At 59.1% G+C, this 24923-nt stretch carries 15 protein-coding genes; 11 read left to right on the top strand and 4 right to left on the bottom strand.

Going from position 1 to position 24923, the window contains the following annotated elements:
* Positions 1 to 47: 47 nt before the first annotated feature.
* The 9 genes from J4E42_RS29375 to J4E42_RS00325 all read left to right on the top strand — a co-directional run bounded on the left by J4E42_RS29375 (position 48) and on the right by J4E42_RS00325 (position 18171).
* Positions 48 to 3344: a hypothetical protein gene (locus J4E42_RS29375; protein WP_259331651.1), complete on the top strand. Its 3297-nt coding sequence runs from the start codon at positions 48 to 50 to the stop codon at positions 3342 to 3344.
* 55 nt (positions 3345 to 3399) lie between these two features.
* The gene (locus J4E42_RS00290) at positions 3400 to 4416 is read left to right on the top strand and encodes a hypothetical protein (RefSeq protein WP_207284267.1); all 1017 of its coding nucleotides are present in this window, start codon (positions 3400 to 3402) and stop codon (positions 4414 to 4416) included.
* Between the two features lie 503 nt (positions 4417 to 4919).
* Entirely contained in the window at positions 4920 to 5420 is a 501-nt protein-coding gene (gene tpx / locus J4E42_RS00295) for a thiol peroxidase (protein WP_008030203.1), read from the top strand.
* A 178-nt stretch (positions 5421 to 5598) separates the two neighbouring features.
* Positions 5599 to 6915: an MdtA/MuxA family multidrug efflux RND transporter periplasmic adaptor subunit gene (locus J4E42_RS00300; protein WP_207284268.1), complete on the top strand. Its 1317-nt coding sequence runs from the start codon at positions 5599 to 5601 to the stop codon at positions 6913 to 6915.
* Complete coding sequence (locus J4E42_RS00305) at positions 6912 to 10007, top strand: MdtB/MuxB family multidrug efflux RND transporter permease subunit (RefSeq protein ID WP_207284269.1); 3096 nt, start codon at positions 6912 to 6914, stop codon at positions 10005 to 10007. The genes J4E42_RS00300 and J4E42_RS00305 overlap by 4 nt, the downstream gene beginning before the upstream one ends.
* A 169-nt stretch (positions 10008 to 10176) precedes the next feature.
* Positions 10177 to 13284: an efflux RND transporter permease subunit gene (locus J4E42_RS00310; RefSeq protein ID WP_207284270.1), complete on the top strand. Its 3108-nt coding sequence runs from the start codon at positions 10177 to 10179 to the stop codon at positions 13282 to 13284.
* Positions 13281 to 14756, top strand: coding sequence for an efflux transporter outer membrane subunit (locus J4E42_RS00315; RefSeq protein WP_008036281.1), 1476 nt, complete (start codon positions 13281 to 13283; stop codon positions 14754 to 14756). Before J4E42_RS00310 ends, J4E42_RS00315 begins: the two co-directional genes overlap by 4 nt.
* A gap of 319 nt (positions 14757 to 15075) precedes the next feature.
* Positions 15076 to 17184 (top strand): bifunctional diguanylate cyclase/phosphodiesterase, encoded by a 2109-nt coding sequence (locus J4E42_RS00320; RefSeq protein ID WP_192229993.1) that lies wholly within the window; start codon positions 15076 to 15078, stop codon positions 17182 to 17184.
* A 240-nt stretch (positions 17185 to 17424) separates the two neighbouring features.
* On the top strand, positions 17425 to 18171 hold the full coding sequence (locus J4E42_RS00325) for an SDR family oxidoreductase (RefSeq protein WP_008035597.1): 747 nt from the start codon (positions 17425 to 17427) through the stop codon (positions 18169 to 18171).
* A 123-nt stretch (positions 18172 to 18294) separates the two neighbouring features.
* On the opposite strand, the gene mapR is transcribed toward J4E42_RS00325, so the two are convergent.
* The 3 genes from mapR to J4E42_RS00340 form a co-directional block, all read right to left on the bottom strand.
* Positions 18295 to 19704 (bottom strand): GntR family transcriptional regulator MpaR, encoded by a 1410-nt coding sequence (gene mapR, locus J4E42_RS00330; protein WP_207284271.1) that lies wholly within the window; start codon positions 19702 to 19704, stop codon positions 18295 to 18297.
* A gap of 119 nt (positions 19705 to 19823) precedes the next feature.
* The gene (gene ccoG / locus J4E42_RS00335; protein ID WP_207284272.1) at positions 19824 to 21251 is read right to left on the bottom strand and encodes a cytochrome c oxidase accessory protein CcoG; all 1428 of its coding nucleotides are present in this window, start codon (positions 21249 to 21251) and stop codon (positions 19824 to 19826) included.
* Between the two features lie 195 nt (positions 21252 to 21446).
* Positions 21447 to 21680 carry a DUF3203 family protein gene (locus J4E42_RS00340; RefSeq protein ID WP_008035603.1) on the bottom strand — a complete coding sequence of 78 codons (234 nt, stop codon included), beginning with the start codon at positions 21678 to 21680 and terminating at the stop codon, positions 21447 to 21449.
* A gap of 121 nt (positions 21681 to 21801) precedes the next feature.
* On the opposite strand from J4E42_RS00340, the gene J4E42_RS00345 reads away from it, so the two are divergent.
* Positions 21802 to 22296 carry an MgtC/SapB family protein gene (locus J4E42_RS00345; protein WP_207284273.1) on the top strand — a complete coding sequence of 165 codons (495 nt, stop codon included), beginning with the start codon at positions 21802 to 21804 and terminating at the stop codon, positions 22294 to 22296.
* Positions 22297 to 22424: 128 nt separating this feature from the next.
* On the opposite strand, the gene J4E42_RS00350 is transcribed toward J4E42_RS00345, so the two are convergent.
* Positions 22425 to 22592: a hypothetical protein gene (locus J4E42_RS00350; protein WP_192227263.1), complete on the bottom strand. Its 168-nt coding sequence runs from the start codon at positions 22590 to 22592 to the stop codon at positions 22425 to 22427.
* Positions 22593 to 22808: 216 nt separating this feature from the next.
* Here J4E42_RS00350 and J4E42_RS00355 point away from each other — a divergent pair, with 216 nt between their 5' ends.
* On the top strand, positions 22809 to 24803 hold the full coding sequence (locus J4E42_RS00355; RefSeq protein ID WP_207284274.1) for an alpha-1,4-glucan--maltose-1-phosphate maltosyltransferase: 1995 nt from the start codon (positions 22809 to 22811) through the stop codon (positions 24801 to 24803).
* Positions 24804 to 24923: the final 120 nt, after the last annotated feature.

Below are 24923 nucleotides of genomic sequence, written 5' to 3' on the forward strand. Positions count from 1 at the left end.
GTCGAGTGGCCAGTTTTTTGTCCACTTCCAACTATCGGAAACGTGTCATGACCTCGAATCTTAAAATCGGAGCTACCGAAACTTCTCCCGTTTATTTTTGTTACGGGGCTTCAGGCGAGCGCGGGCATACGCTCACCGCAGTCGGCGAAGCCAGCAGCCCGTGGGTCGGACACGGCGTCAGCGTAAATCCCGCTGCCGGGCAAACCCTTCCGTTCCAGACCGTCCCCGCGTCTGGCGATTACCAGAAGTTTTCGGAGCAGGGATGTGAGTGGAAGGTCAATTGTCCGAACGACGGCGAAGAGCTCGCCTTCGATTGCAGGATACAGACCGAGTTTACCGCCGAGCCCTACAGTATTCCGGTGAAGTTGGGGCATTACCTGCGTGAATTCCTGGGCCGGCGCAATCCGATCGGTGCGCCACTGATCGGTGATGAAGTCACCGCCGAGGTCCAGATCGTGTCTGCCTACACCCAAAAACTACTGAAAGATGTCGAGGTTCAGTGGTTCGTCGGTGGGGAATCCGCAGTCTCCAAAAAAACCAACGATCTGGGCTGGAGCACATTCAGTCACACCTTCACAGCGGACGGCGAACAGTCGATTTCGGCCAAGGTGTTTAATCCCTATAACGACACGTGGGTCGAACACAGTTTTCCAATCAAGGTGTACGCCGATAGTCCCTGGAAAGAAGCGGAGCTGAAAGTAAACAATGTACTCGTACCGTGGCGTTCATCCGTTCTATTGCGTCGTGGGCAAGCGAATGAAGTGACCGTAAAAGTTGAGCCGGCAATCGCAAAAACACTCAGGCTGGCGTTGATTAATGAGGAAGGGCTGAACATTGTTGCCGTGCCTGCGGACACTGTATGGCAGCAACCGGATCCAGTGTCCGGAGAGTTCAAATGGACCCTCACCTCGAACGAGCAGAAGAGTGGTCGAGTCAAGTTAGTCATCTATAGCCAGGAAGTGGCCCAGCCTTGGGAGCACGACGGGCGGGTGCTTGCAAACAATCTTGCTGATGAAGTGGAGGTCCGGATTGACGGCAAACCTGTCGCGTCGGACGTCAACTTATTCTTCCGCGGTCGGCCTGGTGTTATTACGTTGGAGCCCAAAGAGAGCAGCTCGGTGGTAGAGGGCCTGGCGGTAACGCTGACACGCGTGATCACCAGCGGTCTCGATGAAGCAGACTTGGTGTCCAGCCCTGGTTTTGGCGTTTCAACACCAGATCATCGCTGGAGCGTCACCGGGTCTAACAAGAGCGGTACTTTCCAGCTGATATTCACGTGTCAGGGCATTGCCGTGCCGCTCACGCTGGCACTCAACGCCTTGTTGTCGACTGATCTGAATGACGAAGCCGATGTGCGGATCGGCGGCGTAGAAATCCCGACAGAAGGGCAGGTCTTCTTCAGGAGTGAGGCACAAACGCTGACAGTGGTTGCCAAATCGGGCAGTCCACTGGGCCGTCTGCCTCTGAAGTTGCGATGGATCAAAGGGGAAGGGCTGCAGGCCGAAGAATTTAATTGCGACCCTGCCCTCGACACCTACACCGCAGACCACAGCTGGAGTATCACCGGCCCCGCAGACAAGAGCGGCACGTTCCAGTTCGAGTTGGTTGGCGAGGGCATGACTACGCCCATTGAATTGCCAGAGTGTGTATTGCTGTCGAAAAACTTTGCTGATGAGGGCGCGTTCTTGGTCGACGGTGTGGAACTGTCGGACAGTGCGGTTTTCACCAGAGGCGTTGCAAGAACCTTGACCCTTGTGCCGAACGCGGGCAGCCCGCTCGCCAACTTGATGAAAAGCCTGCAATGGCATGCCGGCACGGGATTGGTCAAAGCAGATCTGACGTGCACCCCGGCGCTTGACCTGGCCACAAAACTCAATAGTTGGCAAATTACCGGTTCCGCCACCAAGAGCGGTACGTTCCAGTTGAAACTGGTTGGCCCGGGCGGCGCGACGCTGGGGCAACTGGCAGTTTGCATGTTGTTGTCGCGCAACCTTGAGGACGACGTGACCGTCAAGCTTGATGGTGCCGTCATCCCGGCCGAAGGCAAAGTGTTCATCCGGGGCAAACCGCGTACATTGGCCCTGGAGCCGAAAGCCGGCAGTCCGGTGGCCGATTTGCTGATGAGCTTGCGATGGGGCAGTGGCACCGGTTTGGTCGCAGGGGACTTCCAATGCGTACCGGCACTGGATCAGGCGACCAAGCCTCATAGCTGGCGCATCACGGCCCCCGCGACTAAAAGCGGCACCTTCCACTTTACAGTGGCCGGTCCGAGCGGCGTTACGTTGACCACGCTCGCGCTCAGTACCGTGCTGTCGGCCAACCTGCGCGACGAAGCCGACCTCCTGTTTGCCGGCAAGCCACTGCCGGCTCAAGGGGTTGCGCTGTTGCGAGGCCAGCCGGGAACGTTTTCATTGGTGCCCAAGGCAACCAGCCCCATTGCCGGTAAACCTCTGGCGATGAAGCATGCGGGTGGCACGCTGCCTGTGAGTGATGTGACTTGCCAGCCTCCATTCGGCCAATCAACAACTCAGTATCAATGGGCGTTCACCGGCCCTGCCAGCCGAAGCGGTACATTTATTGCGGAGGTTGGTTACGGGCAGGATGCGAAGCTGGTTATGGAGCCGGTTGCTGTTTTATCGGCAAACCTTTCCGATGAGTTGAGTGCTATTACCCTGTCGGTTGATGGTAGTCCGGACACTTCTGTCGATTTGTATGGCGATGGGATAATGCTCACGTCGCCAAAGGCTCGACTGACATTTGTTGCCAAGGCTGGTAGTCCTGTTAAAGGGAGAACAGTGTCATTCAAATGGGTCGACGGGCAGAACTCGTCAATGGATATTGCTCCAAATCCCGTAAAGATAAACGATTCTGGTGTCGTTGAGTTTCAAGGAAAGGAGCATGCGGACTCAAATAAGGTGCATCGGCTTTGCCTGGACTATGGTGGAGCGGAAACTAATCCGTGGGACTTCAGATATTTAAGTCCGAGCAGTGAAGGTCTCAAAGTTCTGTTTGAAGGTATTGAGCATGGCAGTACCCCTGCATACCTGCTGCTAAACAAGATGCATGAGTTGATTGTGATGCCGAGAACGGAAGACAGTGTTCTAGTGGGTTGGCAATGTTCTTTCTCGACTCCGTCCACTGTCGGGTATTCAGTGCAGGTATTTCCCACGGCCGGCGATTGGCTCACCATTAAGGCACCCAGCGCAGGCGGTACGAAAATAAATGTAAGGGTCGTGAAGAGTGGCACTATTTCCAATCCTGGGTTTAATCTCGGATTATTGGTTAAAAGTTTGTCCCCGGTAAATATTCCAATGATGGTGCTGGATGCTGATCTGGAACAGTGATTAGAGTAGTGAAATATTATGTATCAGACAATATTGAAAATGTGAGGTGATGGCTATGAATGTTCGGAATCTTAAAGATGTGTTCGACTCCATCCAGTTTGATGGAAAGGAAATGGATGTCGAAAATCCACAACTTAAACTTTGTACTGGGCAAGTCCATACGTTAAGGCTTGCTGGTAAAGGTAGTGCGTTGTGGCGGGGCGAGGGCGGTCCTGCAGGTTCGGGCAGTACGACGTCTTTAACGCTGGAAGTAAAGAATGAGCGGAACGAAGGAACATCAGATGATTTTGTGGAGTTTTATCTGACGGCAGAAAGTGCTGTCGACAACGCCTGCCTCGTTCTTTCTCAAGCTGACAGCAATGAATACGTAGTCTTGTCGGTTATCGTTGAAAGCTCAATTAATCGCTGGAGCGTTACCCTTCCAAACGGGTTGCAAAAGTCTGCATCGGAATATGGTCATTTATTTGTGCCCTCTAATTCTAGCTCTTTAATTCAAATGAGCCTGGATAAGGTAGTTGGAGTGGCTCATTTTCCTGAAAATAGAGTGTATAGGTATACATATGTAGGCCCTGGCAATAGCTATACTCTGGCTGCGATGGGGGAGCCCATAAATTTTGGGGAGGAGAGTATGACTGTTGGATATACAGGGGGCTCTGTCAGGTTGATTCTGGAAGTGTATGAGCCATGGGCCACGTTTGGATCTGGTGGAGTCGATCACGGACCATTTCTGCCGATAATGATGAAAGTGCATGAGTTGCATAAAATATCTATTCATCCTTTTGATTCCGATGGGGGGAATACAACAGGTAGTTTCTATGGTCGTAGCGAATGGTTCGACGTGTTGCCTGAGCAGGGTAAGGACGTACCTGAGCAGGGTGAAGAAGTATCTGACGTGCCGCGGAAGTCTATTTCTGTTGGCAGATTTAGTTATGAGGAAATTGGTGGGCCAGGCAGGCCTGAAAGATATATCAGGTTGAAGAAGGATGCGCCTATGGGAGCTATTCGTTTGTATTTTAGGTTTTCTGATGGCAGTCGTTCTGGCGGTCTGGTTAACGTGGAAAGATACGAATAGGTTAAAAGGGTGTAGTTGCTAGTCAAAAAAAATACCCGGCAGTTCTGTGGGTAAAGAGAGGCGATTTATTTGCCTCTCTTTACTTCTTGTTAGGAGTTTGCAGTTTTGGATCTCTGCTCTCGCAAGCTGTTTTCTCTACTTTTTCGGCCATTAGAGCAGCTCAAGTCACATGACAAGATTAACCTGAAAAATCTGGCGCGTTCGCTGGGATTTTGGGTAATGGGATACGACAGGCGTAAGTCACGGCAACGCAGTTTGCTTTGATTTTTCGAATGGAAACCCATACACGCCACGAACGTAAGTACAGTCAATTTTTTCCGCAAGGTCGGTCCATCGTGGCCCAAGTCTGATTCCCGCAAGGTTGTTACCGCCTGCCAAAGGGTTTACTCACTTTCTGCCACGACACTTCACAATTTGTATCCCCCATAGGCCCTCACCCCCATTTCATGGTTAACTTCTGCCTCGTCGAATTTTCCACATCAACGTTCAGAAGGACTCCGTTCATGGCTCAAGTCACTCTCAAAGGCAACCCGGTTCAAGTCAACGGCCAATTGCCACAAGCCGGTTCCAAGGCGCCAGCCTTTTCCCTGGTTGCCGGCAATCTGTCCGACGTGACCCTGGCGAGCTTCGCCGGCAAGCGCAAAGTGCTGAACATCTTCCCAAGCGTCGACACGCCAACCTGCGCCACGTCGGTGCGCAAGTTCAACGCCCAGGCCAACGATGTCGCCAACACCGTGGTGCTGTGCATCTCCGCTGACCTGCCGTTCGCCCAGGCCCGTTTCTGCGGCGCCGAAGGCCTGGAAAACGTGCAGAACCTGTCGACCCTGCGCGGTGCCGAGTTCATCGAGAACTACGGCGTTGCGATTGCCGATGGCCCACTCAAAGGCCTGACCGCCCGTGCCGTTGTGGTACTGGACGAGAACGACAACGTGCTGCACAGCGAGCTGGTCAAGGAAATCGCTGAAGAACCGAACTACGAAGCGGCACTCGCTGTTCTGAAATAAGCATACCTTTACAATTGTTAACGGCCTGGCCCTGTCCAGGCCGTTTTCATTTGTGCTTCAGTGTCTTAGATAAATCTCCTGTTACGTAAGCCGAAGGTAAATTGCCGGTAAAGGCGCTTTGCTAAATCCCCGCCAGTGCTTATCGTTCAGCCTCCCGTAGAAAAAGCCCACGCGCCCAATGGTTGATCATTCAATGCAATCCTCTGCTCCCCGTAGTCCTCGTCGCTGGCTGTTCGGCCTGCTTGTCCTGTTGGTCATCGCCGGCCTGTGCTGGAAGTTCTGGCCTGGCAGTGCTGCGCCCAAAGAAGGCAGCGGACAAAAAGCCGTGGCCGGGCACACTGGCCGCTCGGGTGGCATGCGTCCGGGTTTCGGTGGGGCGACCGGGCCGGTTCCGGTGCGTGTGGCGCCGGCGGTCAAGGGTGACTTCCCGCTGTATTACAAGGCGTTGGGCACCGTGACGGCGCTGAACACCATTAATGTGCGCAGTCGGGTGGGCGGCGAACTGATCAAGGTGTCGTTCGAAGAAGGGCAGATGGTCAAGGCCGGTGACTTGCTGGCGGAAATCGATCCGCGCCCTTACCAGAACGCCTTGCTGCAAGCCGAAGGCACCTTGTTGCAGAATCAGGCGCAACTGAAAAACGCGCAGGTCGATGTCGAGCGTTATCGCAACCTGTACCGCGAAGACAGCATCGCCAAGCAAACCCTGGACACCGCCGAAGCGCTGGTCGGCCAGTACCAAGGCACGGTCAAGACCAATCAGGCGGCGGTCAACGACGCCAAGCTCAATCTCGAATTCACCAAGATCCGTGCGCCGATTACCGGGCGTGTGGGCCTGCGTCAGCTCGATGTCGGCAACCTGGTGGCGGCCAACGACACCACGGCGCTGGCGATCATCACCCAGACCCAACCGATCAGCGTGGCGTTCACCTTGCCGGAAAACAGCCTCGACGTGGTGCTGACCCGCTATCGCAGCGGCGCCAAATTGCCCGCCGAAGCGTGGAACCGTGGCGACACCCAAATACAGGCCACCGGTGTATTGCAGAGCCTCGACAACCAGATCGACGTCACCACCGGCACTTTGAAATTCAAGGCGCGCTACGAAAACCGTGATCAGGCGCTGTTCCCCAATCAGTTCGTCAACGTCCACCTGTTGGCCGACACCCTCAAAGGCGTGGTACTCGCGCCGTCGGCAGCGATTCAATTCGGCACCAACGGCACCTTCGTCTATGCGATGGATGGCGACAAGAAAGTCACGATCCGCCAGTTGAAGGTCGGCGCCAGCGACGGTGACAACACCGTGATTACCGAAGGTCTGGTTGCCGGCGATCGTGTCGTCCTGGAGGGCACCGACCGCCTGAAGGAAGGCAGCGAAGTGGAAGTGGTCAACGACACCAAGGATGTGCCGACCACCCCGACCGGGCACCTGCAAGGTAAATCGGCGGCCGACGCGACTGAGCCGGCGACCACCGACAAGGCGAAAAAGGGCGGCGCATGAACATCTCGCGTCTGTTCATCCTTCGCCCGGTCGCCACGACCCTGAGCATGCTGGCCATTATTCTGGCCGGCGTGATCGCCTATCGACTGTTGCCGGTATCGGCGTTGCCACAGGTTGATTACCCGACCATTCGCGTGATGACCCTCTATCCCGGCGCCAGCCCGGACGTCATGACCAGCGCCGTCACCGCGCCGCTCGAACGTCAGTTCGGGCAGATGCCGGGGCTCACGCAAATGGCCTCGACCAGCTCCGGCGGCGCTTCGGTATTGACCCTGCGGTTCAGCCTCGACATCAACATGGACGTCGCCGAGCAGCAGGTGCAAGCCGCGATCAACGCCGCGACCAATCTGCTGCCCAAGGACCTGCCGGCACCACCGGTGTACAACAAGGTCAACCCGGCGGACACCCCGGTGCTGACCCTGGCGATCACCTCCAAAACCATGCTGTTGCCCAAGCTCAATGACCTGGTCGATACGCGCATGGCGCAGAAAATCGCCCAGATCAGCGGCGTCGGCATGGTCAGCATTGCCGGCGGTCAGCGTCAGGCGGTACGGATCAAGGTCAACCCTGAAGCCCTGGCGGCCAACGGCCTGAACCTGTCGGATGTGCGCACCCTGATCGGTGCCTCCAACGTCAACCAGCCCAAGGGCAATTTCGACGGCCCGACCCGGGTCTCGATGCTCGATGCAAACGATCAACTGACTTCGCCCAAGGATTACGCCAACCTGATCCTGGCCTACACCAACGGCGCGCCGTTGCGGCTCAAGGACGTGGCGGAAATCGTCGATGGAGCGGAGAACGAACGCCTGGCAGCCTGGGCCAATGAGAATCAGGCGGTGTTGCTGAACATTCAGCGCCAGCCGGGTGCGAACGTCATCGAGGTGGTCGACCGGATCAAGGCCTTGCTGCCGAGCATCACCGACAACCTGCCGGCCGGTCTGGAGGTCACGGTGCTGACCGACCGCACCCAGACCATCCGCGCATCGGTCACCGACGTGCAACACGAGCTGCTGATCGCCATCGCGTTGGTAGTGATGGTCACGTTCCTGTTTCTGCGCCGGGCCAGCGCCACAATCATTCCATCGGTGGCCGTGCCGCTGTCGCTGATCGGCACCTTCGGCGTGATGTACCTCGCCGGTTTCTCGGTGAACAACCTGACCCTGATGGCGCTGACCATCGCTACCGGTTTCGTGGTGGACGATGCGATCGTCATGCTGGAGAACATTTCCCGGTTCATCGAAGAGGGCGACAGCCCGTTGAACGCGGCACTTAAGGGCGCCAAGCAGATTGGCTTTACCCTGATTTCCCTGACGCTGTCGCTGATCGCGGTACTGATTCCGCTGCTGTTCATGGCCGACGTGGTAGGGCGCCTGTTCCGCGAATTTGCCATCACCCTGGCGGTGGCGATCCTGATTTCCCTGGTCGTGTCGTTGACCCTGACACCGATGATGTGTGCGCGGTTGCTCAAGCGTGAACCCAAGGAAGAAGAGCAGGGCCGTTTCTACCGGGCCAGCGGCGAAGCAATTGATTGGATGATCGCGGCTTACGGGCGTAAGTTAAAGTGGGTTCTCAAGCATCAACCGCTGACGTTGCTGGTGGCCATCGGCACTTTGGCGCTGACCGTGTTCCTTTACTTGGTTGTGCCGAAGGGCTTCTTCCCGGTGCAGGACACCGGGGTGATTCAGGGGATTTCCGAGGCGCCGCAGTCGATTTCCTTTGCGGCGATGAGCGAGCGGCAGCAGGAACTGGCGAAAGTGATTCTGGCGGATCCTGCCGTAGAGAGCCTGTCGTCCTATATTGGCGTCGATGGCGATAACTCGACGCTGAACAGCGGTCGCCTGCTGATCAACCTCAAATCACACAGCAATCGCGACTTGAGCGCCACCGAGGTGATTGCCCGCCTGCAACCGGAACTCGACAAACTGGTCGGTATCCGTCTGTTCATGCAGCCGGTGCAAGACCTGACCATCGAGGACCGGGTCAGCCGCACGCAGTACCAGTTCAGCATGTCGTCGCCGGATTCCGAGCTGCTCAGCCTGTGGAGCAGTCGATTGGTCGAGGCTTTGGCCCAACGGCCGGAACTGACCGACGTCGCCAGTGACCTTCAGGACAAAGGCTTGCAGGTTTACCTGGTGATCGACCGCGATGCCGCGTCGCGGGTCGGCGTATCGGTGTCGAACATCACCGACGCGCTGTACGACGCCTTCGGCCAACGGCAGATTTCGACCATTTACACCCAGGCCAGCCAGTATCGCGTGGTCCTGCAGTCGCAGTCCGGCGAGAAAATCGGCCCGGACGCGCTGAACCAGATTCACGTCAAGACCACCGATGGCGGGCAAGTGCGCCTGTCCAGCCTGGCGCACATCGAAGAACGTCAGGCGCAACTGGCGATCACCCACATCGGCCAGTTCCCGGCGGTGATGATGTCCTTCAACCTCGCACCCGGCGTGGCGCTGGGGCATGCGGTGCAAATCATCGAGCAAGTGCAAAAGGACATCGGCATGCCGATTGGCGTGCAGACCCAGTTCCAGGGCGCGGCGGAGGCATTCCAGGCTTCGCTGTCGAGCACCTTGCTGCTGATTCTGGCGGCGGTGGTGACCATGTACATCGTGCTCGGCGTGCTCTACGAGAGCTACATCCACCCGATCACCATCCTCTCGACCTTGCCCTCGGCGGCGGTCGGCGCCTTGCTGGCGTTGCTGTTGAGTGGCAATGACCTGGGGATGATCGCGATCATCGGCATCATCCTGCTGATCGGTATCGTGAAGAAGAACGCGATCATGATGATCGACTTCGCCCTAGACGCCGAGCGCAATCAGGGCATGGACCCGGAAACAGCGATCTATCAAGCCGCGTTGCTGCGGTTCCGGCCGATTCTGATGACCACGCTCGCGGCGTTGTTCGGCGCGGTGCCGTTGATGCTCGCCACCGGTTCTGGCGCTGAGTTGCGTCAGCCGTTGGGTCTGGTGATGGTCGGTGGCTTGTTGGTGAGTCAGGTACTGACGCTGTTCACCACGCCTGTTATCTACCTGTACTTCGACCGCCTCGGTCGTCGTTTCGGTAAATCCGACGCCCAAGAGGTAGCGGTATGACGGCTCGCCAAAATTTCATCCCCGCAAAGCGCATTCCTTGTGGGAGCGAGCCTGTCTCCGGGCGGCGTTCCGACGATAGCGGTGGGTCGGTGAGCATTGATGCTGTATGTGAAGGCCTCATCGCGAGCAGGCTCGCTCCCACAGGGGTGGATGTCGGGAGCTACCCTCGATGAACCTCTCCGGACCTTTCATCAAGCGCCCGGTCGCCACCATGTTGCTGAGCCTGGCGATCATGCTGCTGGGCGGGGTGAGCTTCGGCCTGCTGCCGGTGTCGCCGCTGCCGCAAATGGACTTCCCGGTGATCGTGGTCCAGGCCAGTCTGCCCGGCGCGAGCCCGGAGGTAATGGCCTCGACCGTGGCCACGCCGCTCGAACGTTCCTTCGGCGCCATTGCCGGGGTCAACACCATGAGCAGCCGCTCCAGCCAGGGCTCGACCCGGGTCATTTTGCAGTTTGACCTCGACCGCGACATCAACGGCGCGGCGCGGGAAGTGCAAGCGGCGATCAACGCCTCGCGCAACCTGCTGCCGAGCGGGATGCGCAGCATGCCGACCTACAAGAAGGTCAACCCGTCCCAGGCACCAATCATGGTGCTGTCGCTGACTTCGGACGTTTTGGAGAAGGGCCAGCTCTACGATTTGGCCTCGACGATCCTGTCCCAGAGCCTGTCCCAGGTGCAAGGCGTGGGCGAAGTACAGATCGGCGGCAGCTCTTTGCCGGCGGTGCGTATCGAACTCGAACCGCAGGCGCTCAACCAGTACGGCGTGGCGCTGGACGATGTGCGCAACACCATCGCCAACGCCAACGTGCGCCGGCCCAAGGGCTCGGTCGAAGACGGCCAGCGCTTGTGGCAGGTTCAGGCCAACGATCAACTGGAAAAGGCCAAGGACTACGAGTCGCTGATCATCCACTACAACGGCGGTGCGGCACTGCGCCTGAAAGACGTCGCCAAGGTCAGCGACGGCGTCGAAGACCGCTACAACAGCGGTTTCTTCAACGACGACGCGGCGGTGCTGCTGGTGATCAACCGTCAGGCCGGTGCCAACATCATCGAGACCGTCAACGAGATCAAGGCACAGCTCCCGGCACTGCAAGCCGTGCTGCCGGCCAGCGTCAAACTGAACCTGGCCATGGACCGCTCGCCGGTGATCAAGGCGACCCTGCATGAAGCGGAAATGACCCTGCTGATTGCCGTGGCGCTGGTGATTCTGGTGGTGTTCCTGTTCCTCGGTAACTTCCGCGCCTCGCTGATTCCGACCCTCGCGGTGCCGGTGTCGCTGGTCGGCACCTTCGCGGTGATGTACCTCTACGGGTTCTCGCTGAACAACCTGTCGCTGATGGCATTGATTTTGGCCACCGGGCTGGTGGTGGACGACGCCATCGTGGTGCTGGAGAACATTTCCCGGCACATCGACGAAGGCGTGCCGCCGATGAAGGCCGCTTACCTCGGGGCACAGGAAGTCGGCTTTACGCTGCTGTCGATGAACGTGTCGCTGGTGGCGGTGTTCCTCTCGATCCTGTTTATGGGCGGCATCATTCAAAGCCTGTTCCGTGAGTTTTCCATCACGCTGGCGGCGTCCATCGTGGTGTCGCTGGTGGTCTCTCTGACGCTGACACCGATGCTGTGCGCCCGTTGGCTCAAGCCACATACGCCGGGTCAGGAAAACCGTTTGCAGCGCTGGAGTCAGCGCGCCAACGAATGGATGGTCGGCAAATACGCCACCAGCCTCGACTGGGTGCTGCGTCACCGTCGTCTGACATTGCTCAGTTTGATCGTGACAGTTGGCGTTAATATTGCGCTGTATGTTGTTGTTCCTAAAACATTTTTGCCTCAGCAAGACACCGGCCAACTGATCGGTTTCGTGCGCGGCGACGATGGTCTGTCGTTCAGCGTTATGCAGCCGAAAATGGAAATCTTCCGCCGTGCCGTGTTGAAAGATGAGGCAGTGGAAAGCGTTGCCGGCTTCATTGGTGGCACTAACGGCACCAACAACGCCTTCATGCTGGTGCGTCTGAAGCCGATCAAGGAACGGGCTTTGTCCGCGCAAAAAGTCATCGAACGCCTGCGCAAGGAAATGCCCAAGGTTCCCGGCGCACAGTTGATGCTGATGGCGGATCAGGACCTGCAGTTTGGCGGTGGTCGTGAACAGACCAGTTCGCAGTATTCCTACATCCTGCAAAGCGCCGACCTTGGTGAATTGCGCCAGTGGTACCCGAAAGTCGTCACCGCGCTCAAGGCGTTGCCGGAGCTGACCGCGATTGATGCCCGTGAAGGGCGCGGCGCGCAGCAAGTGACCTTGATCGTCGACCGCGATCAGGCCAAACGCCTGGGCGTCGATATGGACATGGTCACCGCCGTGTTGAACAACGCCTACAGCCAGCGGCAGATTTCGACGATCTACGACAGCCTTAACCAGTATCAGGTGGTGATGGAGGTCAATCCGAGGTACGCCCAGGACCCGATCACCCTCAAGCAGGTCCAGGTGATCACCGCCGACGGCGCGCGGATTCCGCTATCGACCATCGCCCATTACGAAAACAGCCTGGAAGATGACCGCGTCAGCCACGAAGGCCAGTTCGCCTCCGAAAGCATTTCCTTCGACATGGCCGAAGGCGTGACCGTGGAGCAGGGCAGTGCGGCCATCGAACGGGCGATTGCCAAGCTCGGCATGCCGGAAGACGTCATCGTGAAAATGGCCGGTACAGCCGATGCCTTTGCCGCCACGCAAAAGAGCCAGCCGTGGATGATTCTTGGCGCGCTGGTGGCGGTGTATCTGGTGCTGGGCGTGTTGTATGAAAGCTACATTCATCCGCTGACCATTCTCTCGACCTTGCCGTCGGCCGGGGTCGGTGCGTTGTTGTCGATCTATGCATTGGGCGGCGAGTTCAGCCTGATCTCGTTGCTCGGGCTGTTTTTGCTGATCGGGGTGGTGAAGAAGAACGCCATTCTGATGATCGACCTCGCGCTGCAACTGGAGCGGCAAAAGGGCCTGGAACCCCTGGAATCAATTCGCAGCGCGTGCCTGCAACGTCTGCGTCCGATTCTGATGACCACGCTGGCCGCGATCCTCGGGGCGTTGCCGCTGCTGCTGAGCCGTGCCGAAGGTGCGGAAATGCGCCAGCCGCTGGGCCTGACCATCATTGGCGGGCTGATCTTCAGTCAGGTGCTGACCCTTTACACCACCCCGGTGGTTTACCTCTATCTCGACAAACTGCGCCATCGTTTCAATAAATGGCGTGGGGTGCGTACTGATGCTGCTCTGGAAACTCCGCTATGACTGACCGTTCGCTTATCAACCTGTCTGCACCGCTGATTACGGCCAGAGGCTCGCGTTTGTTGAGCCTGTCGCTGTGCGTGGCGCTGCTCAGTGCCTGCGCCATCGGCCCGGATTACCAGCGCCCGACGGCCGCCGCGCCGGTGCAGTACAAGGAAGCGGCCGGTTGGCGTCAGGCCAACCCGAGCGATTCCCTGGCCCGGGGTGCCTGGTGGGAGCTGTATGGCGATCAACAGCTCAACGGCCTGATCGATAAACTCAACAGCGCCAACCAGACCGTCGCTCAGTCCGAAGCCCAGTACCGTCAGGCCCAGGCGCTGGTGCGCAGTGCCCGCGGCGCTTTCTTCCCGACGGTGGACCTGACCGTCGGGAAAAACCGTTCCAGCCAGGGCACCGGCAGCAGCAGTTCGAGCCTGAGCAGTTCCTCCAGCGGTATTCGCAACACCTACACGGCCCAGGCCGGGGTCAGTTGGGAGGCCGATGTCTGGGGTAAATTGCGCCGAGGCCTTGAGGCCGACACCGCCAACGCCGAGGCAAGTTTTGCCGATCTGGCAGCGATGCGTTTGAGCCAGCAGTCGGAGCTGGTGCAGAACTACCTGCAATTGCGCGTGATCGATGAGCAAAGGCGCCTGCTGCAAGCGACGGTCGAGGCCTATCAGCGCTCGCTGAAAATGACCGAAAACCAGTACCGCGCCGGCGTTTCCGGCAAGGACGCGGTGGCACAGGCCACCACTCAGCTCAAGAGCACCGAGGCCGAGTTGGTCGATCTGATCTGGCAGCGCGCCCAGTTCGAGAACGCTATCGCCGTGCTGATCGGACTGGCGCCCGCTGAGTTCAGCCTCGCAGAAACCACGGACATCCCGCTGCTGCCCGACGTACCGCTGAACCTGCCTTCGCAATTGCTCGAACGTCGCCCGGACATCGCCTCCGCCGAGCGCTCGGTGATGGCGGCCAACGCCAACATCGGCGTGGCCAAGGCCGCTTATTACCCGGACCTGACGTTGAGTTTGAACGGTGGTTACAGCAGCAGCACCTCTTCGAACTGGATCAGTGTGCCGAACCGCTTCTGGTCGGTCGGCCCGCAACTGGCGATGACCTTGTTCGACGGCGGCCAGCGTTCAGCGGAAGTCGACCGCAGCGAAGCGGCCTATGACGAAACCGTGGCCAAGTACCGCCAGACCGTGCTCGACGGTTTCCGCGAGGTGGAAAATTACCTGGTTCAGCTCAAGGTCCTGGAAGACGAGTCCGCCGTGCGTCAACAGGCACTGGACGCGGCGCGTGAATCCCTGCGCCTGACCCAGAACCAGTACAAGGCCGGCTTGATTGCTTATCTGGATGTGGTCGTGGTGCAGGCCACGGCGCTGAACAATGAACGCAATATGCTGGATTTGTTGCAGAGCCGGCTGATCGCCAGCGTGCAATTGATTGCGGCGCTGGGCGGCGGATGGGACGGCCAGCTCGAACTCAACAACTGACCCCCGTATTCCCGTATTCCCCCGTATCCCTGTAGGAGCTGTCGAGTGAAACGAGGCGGCGATTTTTGATCTTGCTCCAGATCTTCATTGCCTGAAAGAATCGCCGCCTCGTTTCACTCGACAGCTCCTACAGGAGAGCGGGGGAGTTGGGGCTCGGGAGTAACGTTTCAGAGGTATTGCGGGTGATCAAACAAGCGTTTCATCGGCTTGATGGCCCTTTGCTAATTTTCTCAGTGCGTTCTTTTGTGCAATCAGTACAATCGCCCGATTTGCCCCCCGAGAACGGAAGCAGTACGGCGGGGTAGTCGCGAGAAATCCAATGCTCATCGGTAGCTATTCACCCACGCTGGTTATCATTTCGCTCTTCGTAGCGATTCTCGCCTCCTATACCGCACTCGACATGACCGGGCGCATTGCCACCGCCAAAGGTCGGGCCGTGCATTTGTGGACGGCGGGCGGGGCTTTTGCGATGGGCATTGGTGTGTGGTCGATGCATTTCATCGGCATGCTCGCGTTCAAATTGCCGATTGACCTTGGCTACGATGTCACGCTGACGTCGCTGTCGCTGCTGACCGCGTTCCTGTCCAGCGGCTTCGCCCTGTGGCTGGTCAGCCAGCCACAATTACCGGCCTGGCAACTGGCGTTCGGCGCACTGGTGATGGGTGCGGGCATCAGCGCCATGCACTACACCGGCATGGCCGCCATGAGCATGCAGCCGGGCATCGATTACGACCCTACGCTGTTCAGCGCATCGCTGCTGATAGCCGTTGGCGCCTCGGGCGCGGCGTTATGGATCGCCTTCCGCCTGCGCAAGCACACACCTTACGTCCGGCTGATTCGCGGCGGCGCGGCGGTGATCATGGGCATCGCCATCGTCGGCATGCATTACACCGCCATGGCCGCAGCGCAGTTTCCGGACGGCAGTTTTTGTGGCGCGGCCGTCAACGGTTTAAGCGGCAAGGGCCTGGACAGCCTGGTCTTGATCACCACGCTGGCGGTGTTGAGCATCGCCTTGCTCACCTCGATTCTGGATGCGCGTCTGGAGGCGCGCACCGCCGACCTGGCCCGCTCGCTGACCGAAGCCAATCGTGAACTCACCCAACTGGCGCTGCACGACACCCTGACCGGTTTGCCGAACCGGGTATTGCTGGCCGACCGCATCGGCCAGGCCATGTCGAAGGTGCAGGAGCAGGGCGGTTGTTTTGCATTGATGTTCATCGATCTGGACGGTTTCAAACCGGTCAATGATGCCTTCGGCCATCACATGGGCGACCTGCTGCTGCGGGAAGTCGGCTTGCGCTTGCGCGAGGATCTGCGCAGCCAGGACACCCTGGCGCGGATCGGCGGTGACGAATTTGTCTTGCTGGTGCAACTGCGCGACGAACATGACGCCCTGAACCTGGCGGCCCGTCAGGTCGGAATGATCGCGCGCTCGTTCCGTGTCGCCGAACATGATTTGCAGATTTCAGCCAGTGTCGGCATCGCCCTCTACCCGGGCAACGGCCAGACGGCCGAAGAGCTGCTGATGAATGCCGATGCGGCGATGTATCACGCCAAGGGCGCGGGCAAAAACGGCTACAGCTTCTTCGACGCCTCGATGAACAGCAACGCGCGCAAACAACTGCAATTGCTGCAAGACCTGCGTAATGCCGTGGACCAGCAACAATTCAGCCTCTATTACCAGCCCAAATTCGACGCCAGCAATGGCCGGCCGGTCGGCGCCGAAGCGCTGTTGCGTTGGGTGCACCCGACTCAGGGCATGCTGCTACCGGACAAATTCATCGAGCTGGCGGAGAAGACCGGGCTGATCATTCCGATTGGCGACTGGGTGCTCAACGAAGCCTGCCGCCAGATGCGCGAGTGGTACGTGCTCGGCTACACCGACTGGCGCATCGCCGTGAACCTCTCGGCCCTGCAGTTCTGTCATGCCGGCCTGGTTCAAAGTGTCGCCAAAGCCCTGGCCACGCACCATTTGCCCGCCAACAGCCTGACCCTGGAAATCACCGAAACCACCGCCATGAGTGACGCCGATGCGAGCATGACGGTGCTTAACGAGCTCTCGGAGATGGGCGTCGACCTGTCCATCGATGACTTTGGCACCGGCTATTCGAGTTTGATGTACCTCAAGCGTTTGCCGGCCAATGAATTGAAAATCGACCGCGGTTTTGTCCGCGACCTGGAACGCGACAGCGACGACGCCGCGATCGTTTCCGCCATCGTCGCGCTGGGCCAGGCACTGGGTTTGCGGATTGTCGCCGAAGGGGTGGAAACCGACGTGCAGCAGGACTTCCTCACCCAACTAGGCTGCGACTCGTTGCAAGGCTACCTGCTTGGGCATCCGCTGCCGGCGGAGCGCTTCATGGTCGACATCCTTCGAGCGGAGCGTGCGGCCGCGTTACCGCTTACCGCCGAGTCACTCCCCCTGTAGGAGCCGGCTTGCCGGCGATGGGCCCCGTGAGAGTTACGTCGATTTCGAGGGCGCTATCGCCAGCAAGCCGGCTCCTACAGAGGACCGTGTAGTTCAGATCGTTCAGGCCCGCCACAAAACCTTGTAGGAGCCGGCTTGCCGGCGATGGGGCCCGTCCAGTCTCCACACACCCCATGCAAAAAACGCCGATGACGGTTATTCTTGCCCCCGACTGCTTACGCTTGAACGGGGAAAGCTCGCATGGACAAAGTCATCGTCATCACCGGCGGAAGCCGCGGCATCGGTGCCGCCACAGCCTTGTTGGCCGCCGAACAGGGCTATCGGATTTGCATCAACTATCAATCCGACGAAGAAGCTGCGCACCGTGTGCTCGAGCAAGTCCGCGCCCTTGGCGCCCAAGCCATCGCGGTCCGTGCCGACGTCAGCATCGAAGACGAAGTGATCGCCTTGTTTCACCGGGTCGACACCGAACTGGGCCGGGTCACCGCACTGGTCAACAACGCCGGCACCGTGGGGCACAAGTCCCGGGTCGACGAAATGTCCGAATTCCGCATCCTCAAAATTCTCAAAACCAACGTCCTGGCGCCGATCCTCTGCGCCAAACACGCGATCCTGCGCATGTCGCCCAAACATGGCGGCCAGGGTGGCAGCATCGTCAACGTTTCCTCGGTGGCCGCACGCTTGGGCGCCCCCAACGAATACGTCGACTACGCGTCCTCCAAAGGCGCACTCGACACCTTCACCGTCGGCCTGTCCAAGGAAGTGGCCGGCGAAGGCATCCGCGTCAACGCCGTGCGACCTGGCTATATCTACACCGATTTTCACGCGCTGAGCGGCGATCCAGACCGGGTCAGCAAACTGGAATCGGCAATACCGATGGCACGCGGTGGCCGGCCGGATGAAGTGGCGGAAGCGATTGTGTGGTTGTTGTCGGATAAGGCGTCGTATGCGACGGGGACGTTTGTTGATCTTGGTGGCGGGCGTTAGCCTTCAAGTGTTGTGGTGCCTGTTCTGGTCTCATCGCGAGCAGGCTCGCTCCCACAGTGGAACACGGTCAACTGTAGGAGCGAGCCTGCTCGCGAAGGCGATAGACCAAACACTATCAAACCTTCAGAACGACCGCACAATTCGCCCTAACGTCTCCATCGCCTTCTCCGCAGCCTCATCCCAAGGGCTGCCATAATTCAGCCGAATACAATTCCTGAACCGCTGCGCCGGTGAAAATATCGGCCCCGGCGCAATGCTGATCCCTTGCGCCAATGCCATCTGAAACAACTTCAACGAATCCATCTGCGGCGGCAATTCCAGCCACAAAAAATACCCGCCAGCCGGTTGGCTGACGCGAGTCTGCGCCGGGAAATAGCGCGCAATCGCCGCCAGCATCGCACTTTGCTGCTCTTCCAGCGCATAACGCAGTTTGCGCAGATGCCGGTCATAGCCGCCATGTTGCAGATAATCGGCAATGGCCGCCTGCGCTGGCATCGATGCGCACAGCGAGGTCATCAACTTCAACCGCTCAATCTTCTGCGCATAGCGCCCGGCAGCCACCCAGCCAATGCGATAACCAGGGGCGAGGCTCTTGGCGAACGAGCCGCAGTGCATCACCAACCCTTCGGTATCGAACGCTTTCGCCGGTTTTGGCGCCTGTTGCCCGTAATAGAGTTCTGCGTAAACGTCATCTTCGATCAGCGGCACCTGATGGCTGCGCAACAACTCCACCAGTTCCTGTTTCTTGGCCTCGGGCATGGTGGCGCCCATGGGGTTCTGGAAGCTGGTCATGCACCAGCAGGCCTTGATCGGGTGGCGTTCCAGGGTTTGCGCGAGCACGCCAAGGTCGATGCCGTCGCGTGGGTGCACGGGGATTTCCACGGCTTTGAGTTTCAGCCGTTCGAGGATTTGCAGGCAGGCGTAGAACGCCGGGGCTTCGATGGCCACCAGGTCGCCGGGTTCGGTGACGGCTTGCAGGCACAGGTTCAACGCTTCGAGGGCGCCGTTGGTGATCAGCAGTTCTTCCATGGGCAGCATCAGGCCGCCGACCATATAGCGCAGGGCGATTTGTCGGCGCAGTTGCGGGTTGCCCGGCGACATGTCGGTGACGACCATGCGCGGGTCCATGTCCCGGGCGGCGCTGGCCAGGGAGCGGGACAAGCGTTGCAACGGAAACAGGGTCGGGCTGGGGAACGCCGAGCCGAAGGGCACGGTGTTGGGATCTTTGATCGAGTCGAGGACCGAGAACACCAGTTCGCTGACGTCGACTTCGGTGGACTCGTTGACCTGGCTGCTGATCACCGGCTCTGAAAACGGGCTCGGCGCATGGGTGTTGACGAAGTAGCCGGAACGCGGGCGGGCGCGGATCAGGCCACGGCGCTCCAACAGGTAATAGGCCTGGAACACCGTGGACGGGCTGACGCCGTAGGTCTGGCTGGCGTAGCGCACCGAGGGCACGCGCTGGCCGGGGCCGAGGACGCCGGAGCGGATCAGTTCAGCGATGTCGTCGGCGAATTTTTCGTAGCGTTTCATCGAGTGCCCGGTTCATTGTGGTTCAGTGAAATCGAGGTGACTTCTTCGCGGGCAAGCCGGCTCCTACAGGTCTGCGCGATTCTGTAGGAGCCGGCTTGCCGGCGATGCAGTCTAAGGGATCAACGGTTCATCGGCGCAACAAACCGGCTTTTGGCCACGCTATAAATCTCAGGTTCATCGCTGTCGATGATCTTGAAACTGATGCTCTGCGAGCTGCTGCTCGGCCGTTCGGTGGTCATCGCCACGGACACCGGCACGTCGACAATTTCGCCCGGCGCCAGGCTCAGTTCGGTCTTGCCTTGCAGCTGGAAGCCGTCGCCATCGACCAGGGTCAAGCGGTAGTCCTGACGTTGCTGGGTCTTGTTGATGACCTTAAGGCTGTAGATGTTTTCGATCTGCCCCTGGCTGTTCTCGCGGAACAGACCACGGTCCTTGCTGACGTCCAGCGACACCATCGGCCGTTCCACCAGCGCGAGGGCGAGGGCGCCGATCATCACCAGCAACACCGCGGTGTAGCCGATCAGCCTTGGCCGCAGCAGATGCGTCTTGCCACCTTGCAACTCGTGCTCCGAGGTGTAGCTGATCAGGCCACGGGCATAGCCCATTTTGTCCATGATTGAATCGCAGGCGTCGATACACGCGGCGCACCCGATGCACTCCATCTGCAAGCCATCGCGGATGTCGATGCCGGTCGGGCAGACCTGCACGCACAGTTGGCAATCGATGCAATCGCCAAGGCCGACGTCGGCAGGTTTCACCTCACGTTTGCGTGGGCCACGGTTTTCGCCACGGGCGACATCGTAGGAAATGGTCAGCGTGTCCTTGTCGAACATCACGCTCTGGAACCGTGCATACGGACACATGTGCATGCACACCGCTTCGCGCAGCCAACCGGCGTTGATGTAGGTCGCGCCGGTGAAAAACAGCACCCAAAACAGGCTGACACCGCCCATCTGCAAGGTCAGCAACTCTTCGGCCAGCGGACGGATCGGCGTGAAGTAACCGACAAACGTCAGGCCCGTCATCAAACTGATCGCCAGCCACAGCGTGTGCTTGGCCGAGCGACGCATCAGTTTATTCACGCCCCAGGGCGCGGCTTGCAGCTTGATTCGCTGGTTACGCTCGCCTTCGGTGATCTTCTCGCACCACATGAAGATCCAGGTCCAGGAGCTCTGCGGGCAGGTGTAGCCGCACCAGACCCGGCCGGCAAACACGGTGATCGCAAACAGACCGAACGCGGCAATGATCAACAGTGCCGACAACAGAATGAAATCCTGCGGCCAGAAGGTCGCACCGAAGATGTGGAATTTGCTTTCGGAAAGGTCCCAGAGCACGGCCTGACGGCCACCCCAGTTCAACCACACGGTGCCGAAAAACAGCAGAAACAGAAACCCCGCACCGCTCAAGCGCAGGGTTCGGAACAGGCCGGTGAAGCTGCGGGTGTGGATCAGGTTGTCGCTGGACTTGGCCTTCATCTTTGGACGCGAAGGCTCATTTTTAACAAATGAGGCGGGTTCTACGGTTCGGACGGGGATTCTTTCGCTCATGGTCTTTCGCTCATCAGCCTCCATCAGGCATGAGCACTATGAGCGGCGATCTGTTTGCATAACAGACTCAGGTATCGCAATAAAAAGCGGATCAGATGAGCGCTGAGCCTCGCCCTGCGACAAGTTGATGCACCCGTCAAAACGGGGCGCGGGCGCCTATATCAGGCGCCCGCGCGTGATGTTGATCCGGGTCAGTCAAATCACCGAATCACTGTTGGTTGCCTTCAGATGCCGTCGACCGTCCACTGCACCTGCTACGGTCAATGCATCGGCTTCTGCTTCGGTGATGTAAATGCGCTGGCCGTCGATGTCTACCGCCGACATGGCCTTGGCGCCGTCGGTGATGATGGTGACGTCGGGGCACAGACGAATTTCTTCGCCGTTCTGCGTGATGAAGAAGCAGGTCTGGTTTTCGATGCGCACAGTCATGGAGAGGTCCTTTTTCTGCGGGTTCATGACTGTTAGGGCACCCGCGGCCGCCATCGTTCTGTGCAACCGATTAATGGTCGGCGCGGTCCATCCTCTATCGAGCATCTACAAGGATTGCACCATGAACGCCTGGTGGCATGAGGTTTGGGTGACGCTGCAAGCGGAGTTCGCCGACATCGGTGACGCCTCACAACTGACACGAATTACCGTCAGATTGCTGATAGCGGCGATTTTGGGCGGGATTCTAGGGTTCGAGCGTGAACACAAGGGCAAGGCGGCCGGAGTGCGAACGCACATGTTGGTCGCGCTTGGCGCGGCATTGTTTGTGCTGGTGCCGCAAATGTCCGGTTCTCAGGCGGATGCCATGAGCCGCGTGGTGCAGGGCGTGATCGCCGGGATCGGCTTTCTCGGTGCCGGGACCATCCTGAAAAACCAGGACGGTGATGAAGGCCACGTGAAAGGCCTGACCACCGCCGCCGGGTTGTGGATGACGGCGGCGATTGGTGTTTCCGCCGGGTTGGGGCGCGAGGCGACGGCGGTGTTCAGTACGTTGCTGGCGTTGGGAATTTTCAGTGTGATGCCGAGGATCGTGAAGCTACTCGAAAACAAAGACTGACACGGTCCTGTAGGAGCCGGCTTGCTGGCGATGGCGTCCGTACATTAAACATTGCGTTATCTGGACGACCGCTATCGCCAGCAAGCCGGCTCCTACAGGGGGTGCGGCATCATTCAGGTTGGCGGGCATCATTCGGGACTGACGATTACCGGCGGGATGGTTTCTGGCGGATCTTCACGCGGTGGAGGGGTAGTGCCCGGCGGATCCTGCTCGGGTACAGGCTGTGGCTCAGTCGGCGGAATGGTCGGTTGGTCGATGTTTGGATCTGGCGTTTCTGCCGGGATTGGAATACTCATCGTTGAAGCCTCCAGTGGCACATGGCGCAAGTCGTGCTTAAGTGTGTTGACCACTTCGTGCAGGAATTGATTCCACCGGATACCCAGGCAAATCCCCGTGAACTTTACCGGCGCCGGTCGCTCGGAACTTAAGTGAGTTCATTCCGGGGCCGCTGGCCTTGCGCGAATGACGACCAGGTACAAGAGCGTCCATGGGGCGTGAAGGAGAGATGCTCGATGACTGCTGAAAAACCCACAGAGCTCAACTACAACCCTCATATGCCGCTGTCGCAGGCATTACTGCTACCGCGCATCGCCATCGAAAACACTATGCCGACCCTCGATGGCGGGCAATTCGCCGTTAAAGCGGTGGTGGGGCAAGACGTGGTGGTGACCAGCAAAGTCTTCGCCGACGGTCATGACAAACTGGCCGTCCGGGTCCGCTGGCGCGCCGCCGACGATGAAGTCTGGCAGAGCGACGTCATGGGCGAGTTGGGCAACAACGGTTATCAAGGCCAGTTCCGCGTCGACCGCCAGGGTCGTTATGTGTTCTGCATCGAAGCCTGGGTCGATCAGTTCGCCAGCTTCTGTTATGAGCTGGAAAAAAAGTACACGGCCCGGGTGCCGGTCAGTCTTGAGTTGCAGGAGGGGCGCAATCAGGTCCAGCAGGCGGCCGAACGCACTGAAGGACCACTCAGCGAAGCGCTGGCCGCGCTGCACCATGAATTGTCCGGGTTGCTCGAAACCGAGCAGGTCGCACTGTTTTTGCACCAGCGTAGCGCTGACCTGATGGCCGAGGCCGATCACCACGCTTTTTTGAGCCTGAGCGCCGAGTATCCGCTGGATGTCGAACGCGAGCTCGCGCAGTTTGCCAGTTGGTATGAGTTGTTCCCGCGTTCGATCACCGATGACCCGGCCCGTCACGGCACCTTCAATGACGTGCATTCGCGGCTGCCGATGATCCACGACATGGGGTTCGACGTGCTGTATTTTCCGCCAATCCACCCGATCGGGCGCAGCTACCGCAAAGGCCCGAACAACTCGCTCACCGCTGGCCCCGACGATCCGGGCAGCCCCTATGCCATTGGCAGTGAAGAGGGCGGGCATGAGGCGATTCATAAGGAGCTGGGCACCCGCGAAGACTTCCGTCGGCTGGTGGCTGCAGCGGCTGACCATGGCCTGGAAATCGCGCTCGACTTTGCCATCCAGTGTTCCCAGGACCATCCGTGGCTCAAACAGCACCCCGGCTGGTTCAACTGGCGCCCGGACGGCACCATCAAATACGCCGAGAACCCGCCGAAGAAATACCAGGACATCGTCAACGTCGACTTCTATGCGGTCGAGGCGATCCCCAGCCTGTGGGTCGAGTTGCGCGACATCGTGGTCGGCTGGGTCGAGGAGGGCGTGAAGATCTTTCGCGTCGACAACCCGCACACCAAACCGTTGCCGTTCTGGCAGTGGCTGATCGCCGATGTGCGGGCGCTGTACCCGGAGGTGATTTTTCTCGCCGAAGCCTTCACCACGCCGGCGATGATGGCGCGCTTGGGCAAGGTGGGGTATTCGCAGAGCTACACCTACTTCACCTGGCGCAACACCAAGCATGAACTGTCGACGTACTTCACCGAACTCAACGAATCGCCGTGGCGCGAATGCTACCGGCCGAATTTCTTCGTCAATACGCCAGACATCAACCCGGCGTTTCTGCATGAGTCGGGGCGCGCCGGTTTTCTCATCCGTGCGGCGCTGGCGACCATGGGCTCCGGGTTGTGGGGCATGTATTCCGGGTTCGAACTCTGCGAAGCCGCGCCTGTGCCGGGGAAGGAGGAATACCTCGATTCCGAGAAGTACGAGATTCGCCCAAGGGACTTCAATGCGCCCGGCAACATCATCGCCGAGATCGCGCAGCTCAATCGCATTCGTCGGCAAAACCCGGCGCTGCACACGCATTTGGGGTTAAGGGTCTACAACGCCTGGAATGACAACATTCTGTATTTCGGCAAGCGCAGCGCCGATGGCAGCAATTTCATTCTGGTGGCCGTCAGCCTCGATCCGCACAACGTTCAGGAAGCGAATTTCGAATTGCCGCTGTGGGAAATGGGTTTGTCCGACGACGCCAGCACCCAGGGCGAGGATTTGATGAACGGGCATCGCTGGACCTGGCACGGCAAGTACCAGTTCATGCGGATCGACCCGGCGCATCAGCCGTTCGGGATCTGGCGCATCACCGTCTAAACGCAGGACCTGTAGGAGCCGGCTTGCTGGCGATAGCGCAATTGCATTCAACAGTTTCGTTGACTGGCCCGCCGCCATCGCCAGCAAGCCGGCTCCTACAGGGAAATCATCGCGTCGGAG

Origin of the sequence: Pseudomonas sp. FW300-N2A2, assembly GCF_017351735.1 — a bacterium.
In the GTDB taxonomy this organism is placed as follows: Bacteria; Pseudomonadota; Gammaproteobacteria; order Pseudomonadales; family Pseudomonadaceae; genus Aquipseudomonas; species Aquipseudomonas migulae.